General features: G+C 55.2%; 2 tRNA genes and 3 rRNA genes. All 5 read right to left on the reverse strand.

The features are described from left to right. Nucleotides 1–52: 52 nt before the first annotated feature. A 5S ribosomal RNA gene (gene rrf, locus DX912_RS18065) occupies nt 53–167 on the reverse strand. Between the two features lie 160 nt (nt 168–327). Next, nucleotides 328–3,191 (reverse strand): 23S ribosomal RNA (locus DX912_RS18070). A 233-nt stretch (nt 3,192–3,424) separates the two neighbouring features. Next, nucleotides 3,425–3,501: transfer RNA gene (locus DX912_RS18075), tRNA-Ile, on the reverse strand. A 21-nt stretch (nt 3,502–3,522) separates the two neighbouring features. Beyond that, a tRNA-Ala gene (locus DX912_RS18080) sits at nt 3,523–3,598 on the reverse strand. Nucleotides 3,599–3,707: 109 nt separating this feature from the next. Beyond that, nucleotides 3,708–5,252, reverse strand: a 16S ribosomal RNA gene (locus DX912_RS18085). Together the 16S, 23S and 5S rRNA genes with 2 tRNA genes alongside form the textbook arrangement of a ribosomal RNA operon. Nucleotides 5,253–5,707: the final 455 nt, after the last annotated feature.

The raw sequence follows: 5,707 nt of genomic DNA on the forward strand, positions 1-5,707 counted from the left end.
TCGCGCAAAAGAAGAAGGCCGGTCCTGATGGACCGGCCTTCTGGGGTAAAGCCCCTGGCGATGACCTACTCTTGCATGGCTTGAGCCACACTACCATCGGCGCATGTGCGTTTCACTTCCGAGTTCGGAATGGGATCGGGTGGGACCACACAGCTATTGTCACCAGGGAGAGGGTGGAGGGTCGCAGTGCTCGGTGTATTGAGTTGCGCGCACGCTCTCGTTGGTTTGCTTAGGACGGCAAGCCGTCTTCAGCGGATAGGTTGGGATAAGTAGCGAGTGAGCCGAACGTCACGACGTTGTCGTAAGTCCAAGGCCACTTGAGGTTATATGGTCAAGCCACACGGATCATTAGTACTGGTTAGCTCAATGCATTGCTGCACTTACACACCCAGCCTATCAACCACCTGGTCTTGATGGTTCCTTCAGGGGAGTCAAGCTCCCGGGAGATCTCATCTTGAGGCGCGCTTCCCGCTTAGATGCTTTCAGCGGTTATCGCTTCCGAACATAGCTACCCGGCAGTGCCACTGGCGTGACAACCGGAACACCAGAGGTTCGTCCACTCCGGTCCTCTCGTACTAGGAGCAGCCCCTCTCAAATCTCCAACGCCCACGACAGATAGGGACCGAACTGTCTCACGACGTTCTGAACCCAGCTCGCGTACCACTTTAAATGGCGAACAGCCATACCCTTGGGACCGACTACAGCCCCAGGATGTGATGAGCCGACATCGAGGTGCCAAACACCGCCGTCGATATGAACTCTTGGGCGGTATCAGCCTGTTATCCCCGGAGTACCTTTTATCCGTTGAGCGATGGCCCTTCCATACAGAACCACCGGATCACTAAGACCTACTTTCGTACCTGCTTGATCCGTCGATCTTGCAGTCAAGCACGCTTATGCCTTTGCACACAGTGCGCGATGTCCGACCGCGCTGAGCGTACCTTCGTGCTCCTCCGTTACACTTTGGGAGGAGACCGCCCCAGTCAAACTACCCACCATACACGGTCCCCGATCCGGATTACGGACCTAGGTTAGAACGTCAAGCACATCAGGGTGGTATTTCAAGGATGGCTCCACCGAAGCTAGCGCCTCGGTTTCATAGCCTCCCACCTATCCTACACAGACGAACTCAACGTTCAGTGTAAAGCTATAGTAAAGGTTCACGGGGTCTTTCCGTCTTGCCGCGGGAACGCTGCATCTTCACAGCGATTTCAATTTCACTGAGTCTCGGGTGGAGACAGCGCCGCTGTCGTTACGCCATTCGTGCAGGTCGGAACTTACCCGACAAGGAATTTCGCTACCTTAGGACCGTTATAGTTACGGCCGCCGTTTACCGGGGCTTCGATCAAGAGCTTCGCCTTGCGGCTGACCCCATCAATTAACCTTCCGGCACCGGGCAGGCGTCACACCCTATACGTCCACTTTCGTGTTTGCAGAGTGCTGTGTTTTTGATAAACAGTCGCAGCGGCCTGGTCACTGCGGCCCTTCTCAGCTATGAACCAAAAAGGGCGCACCTTCTCCCGAAGTTACGGTGCTATTTTGCCTAGTTCCTTCACCCGAGTTCTCTCAAGCGCCTGAGAATTCTCATCCTGCCCACCTGTGTCGGTTTACGGTACGGTCTGCGTAAGCTGAAGCTTAGGAGCTTTTCCTGGAAGCGTGATATCGGCAGCTTAGTCCTAAAGGACTCGTCCTTAGTCTCAACGTTGCCCCCCCGGATTTGCCTAAGGGGACCGCCTCAACTCTCTCACCGGGACAACCAACGCCCGGCCTGCCTAACCTTCTCCGTCCCTCCATCGCACTTACGCGAGGTGCTGGAATATTAACCAGCTTCCCATCGACTACGCATTTCTGCCTCGCCTTAGGGGCCGACTCACCCTGCGTCGATTAACGTTGCGCAAGGAAACCTTGGGCTTTCGGCGTGCGGGCTTTTCACCCGCATTATCGTTACTCATGTCAGCATTCGCACTTCCGATACCTCCAGCGGACTTCTCAATCCACCTTCATCGGCTTACGGAACGCTCCTCTACCGCGCACACAAAGTGTGCACCCCAAGCTTCGGTTCCGTGCTTAGCCCCGTTAAATCTTCCGCGCAGACCGACTCGACCAGTGAGCTATTACGCTTTCTTTAAAGGGTGGCTGCTTCTAAGCCAACCTCCTGGCTGTCTGTGCCTTTCCACATCGTTTTCCACTTAGCACGAAATTTGGGACCTTAGCTGTGGGTCTGGGTTGTTTCCCTTTTCACGACGGACGTTAGCACCCGCCGTGTGTCTCCCATGCAGTCTGTCCTGGTATTCGGAGTTTGCCATGGTTTGGTAAGTCGCAATGACCCCCTAGCCATAACAGTGCTCTACCCCCAGGAAGATTCACATGAGGCGCTACCTAAATAGCTTTCGAGGAGAACCAGCTATCTCCGGGTTCGATTAGCTTTTCACTCCTAATCACACCTCATCCCCTACCTTTGCAACGGGAGTGGGTTCGGGCCTCCAGTTGATGTTACTCAACCTTCACCCTGGGCATGACTAGATCACCCGGTTTCGGGTCTACTGCCCGCGACTATGCGCCCTTATCAGACTCGGTTTCCCTTCGCCTCCCCTATACGGTTAAGCTCGCCACGAACAGTAAGTCGCTGACCCATTATACAAAAGGTACGCCGTCACCCTTGCGGGCTCCGACTGCTTGTACGCACACGGTTTCAGGGTCTATTTCACTCCCCTCTCCGGGGTTCTTTTCGCCTTTCCCTCACGGTACTGGTTCACTATCGGTCGGTCAGGAGTATTTAGCCTTGGAGGATGGTCCCCCCATGTTCAGACAGGGTTTCTCGTGCCCCGCCTTACTCGATTTCATCGAAAGAGCTCTTTCGCATACCGGGCTGTCACCGTCTATGGCCAACCTTTCCAGGTTGTTTTGCTAGAACTCAATCAACTTAAGGGCTGGTCCCCGTTCGCTCGTCACTACTTAGGGAATCTCGGTTGATTTCTTTTCCTCCGGGTACTTAGATATTTCAGTTCTCCGGGTTTGCTTCCAGCAGCTATGTATTCACTGCAGGATACCTATTGCTAGGTGGGTTTCCCCATTCGGACATTGCGGGATCAATGCTTGTTGCCAGCTCCCCCGCACTTTTCGCAGGCTGCCACGTCCTTCATCGCCTCTGACCGCCAAGGCATCCACCGTGTGCGCTTATTCGCTTGACCATATAACCCCAAGTCGCCTCAGGGTCGTCTGTGTTCGGGGGTACAAAGCCCAAACGCGAATTCAACGACTCAATTATAAGGTGCCTTTCGGCACCCGCCTTAGCCTCACGACACGTCATGGACATTCGTCTCAAAACGCTCGCTACTTTCCCAGTTTTCAAAGAACGCGATCCGGCCTCAACGCCGTACCGCTTCAATTCTTGATGTGTGCGCAATCTAGTTTCGTTCGGGAGTGGTGGGTCTGGGAGGACTCGAACCACCGGCCTCACCCTTATCAGGGGTGCGCTCTAACCACCTGAGCTACAGACCCAAAAGTCGTGCACGGCTGGTTTGGTGGAGCTTGTCGGGATCGAACCGACGACCCCCTGCTTGCAAAGCAGGTGCTCTCCCAGCTGAGCTAAAGCCCCTTGTTCAAACGAGGGACGCTCCCGCGGACTTCCCCCTTGGGAGGTCCCGGAACTAGATGCAGGTCACTTGTGCGGACGTCCGGCCAGCAATTTGCTGTCTTTAGTCTCTAAAGGAGGTGATCCAGCCGCACCTTCCGATACGGCTACCTTGTTACGACTTCACCCCAGTCATCGGCCACACCGTGGCAAGCGCCCTCCCGAAGGTTAAGCTACCTGCTTCTGGTGCAACAAACTCCCATGGTGTGACGGGCGGTGTGTACAAGGCCCGGGAACGTATTCACCGCAGCAATGCTGATCTGCGATTACTAGCGATTCCGACTTCATGGAGTCGAGTTGCAGACTCCAATCCGGACTGAGATAGGGTTTCTGGGATTGGCTTGCCCTCGCGGGTTTGCAGCCCTCTGTCCCTACCATTGTAGTACGTGTGTAGCCCTGGCCGTAAGGGCCATGATGACTTGACGTCATCCCCACCTTCCTCCGGTTTGTCACCGGCGGTCTCCTTAGAGTTCCCACCATTACGTGCTGGCAACTAAGGACAAGGGTTGCGCTCGTTGCGGGACTTAACCCAACATCTCACGACACGAGCTGACGACAGCCATGCAGCACCTGTGTCACGGTTCCCGAAGGCACCAATCCATCTCTGGAAAGTTCCGTGCATGTCAAGGCCAGGTAAGGTTCTTCGCGTTGCATCGAATTAAACCACATACTCCACCGCTTGTGCGGGCCCCCGTCAATTCCTTTGAGTTTCAGTCTTGCGACCGTACTTCCCAGGCGGCGAACTTAACGCGTTAGCTTCGATACTGAGGGCCAAGTTGCCCCCAACATCCAGTTCGCATCGTTTAGGGCGTGGACTACCAGGGTATCTAATCCTGTTTGCTCCCCACGCTTTCGTGCCTCAGTGTCAGTGCTGGTCCAGGGTGTCGCCTTCGCCACAGATGTTCCTCCCGATATCTACGCATTTCACTGCTACACCGGGAATTCCACACCCCTCTACCGCACTCTAGTAAGCCAGTTTCCAATGCAGTTCCCAGGTTGAGCCCAGGGCTTTCACATCAGACTTAACAAACCACCTACGCACGCTTTACGCCCAGTAATTCCGAGTAACGCTTGCACCCTTCGTATTACCGCGGCTGCTGGCACGAAGTTAGCCGGTGCTTATTCTTCCGGTACCGTCATAACACCCGAGTATTAATCGAGCGCTTTTCTTTCCGGACAAAAGTGCTTTACAACCCGAAGGCCTTCTTCACACACGCGGCATGGCTGGATCAGGCTTGCGCCCATTGTCCAATATTCCCCACTGCTGCCTCCCGTAGGAGTCTGGACCGTGTCTCAGTTCCAGTGTGGCTGATCATCCTCTCAGACCAGCTACGGATCGTCGCCTTGGTGGGCCTTTACCCCGCCAACTAGCTAATCCGGCATCGGCTCATCTATCTGCGTGAGGCCCGAAGGTCCCCCACTTTCTCCCGTAGGACGTATGCGGTATTAGCGTAAGTTTCCCTACGTTATCCCCCACAAATAGGCAGATTCCGATGCATTCCTCACCCGTCCGCCACTCGCCACCCAAGGAGCAAGCTCCTCTGTGCTGCCGTTCGACTTGCATGTGTTAGGCCTGCCGCCAGCGTTCACTCTGAGCCAGGATCAAACTCTTCACTTAAAATTGCAGAACCCGAAGGTTCAATATCTTGAGTGCAGAGCCCGTTCCAGGCATCAATTACTCGCTTGCATTTGCATGCTTTGAATCATTAATGCTTGTTACAGGACATCTGCTGATGGACAACCATCCACTAGCCAGACGCCCGCACAAGTCACCTGCGCACACTGTCAAAGATCTCGGGGCCGGCCTCAGCGCCTTTCCCTTGCCCACCCCGCCGCACCGAAGTGCCCGAGGGAGCCGACTACTATACAGCGAATTTCGATTCCGTCAACACCGTGTCGAGATCTTTTTCGCTGCCCCCGCCTCCCGTTCAGTGCCTCGTTTCAAGGCCATCCCGTCAGCAGGGCCGCGCATCTTACAGCACCTTCGGAGTTCGTCAACCGCCCTTCGAAAACCGCCGCTTCAACCGCGTCCCGCGTCAGTGATTCACCTCGGCGGGGCGCGCATTGTGCACA

The sequence above is a fragment of the Lysobacter soli genome, assembly GCF_003382285.1.
Taxonomy (GTDB): domain Bacteria; phylum Pseudomonadota; class Gammaproteobacteria; order Xanthomonadales; family Xanthomonadaceae; genus Lysobacter_J; species Lysobacter_J soli.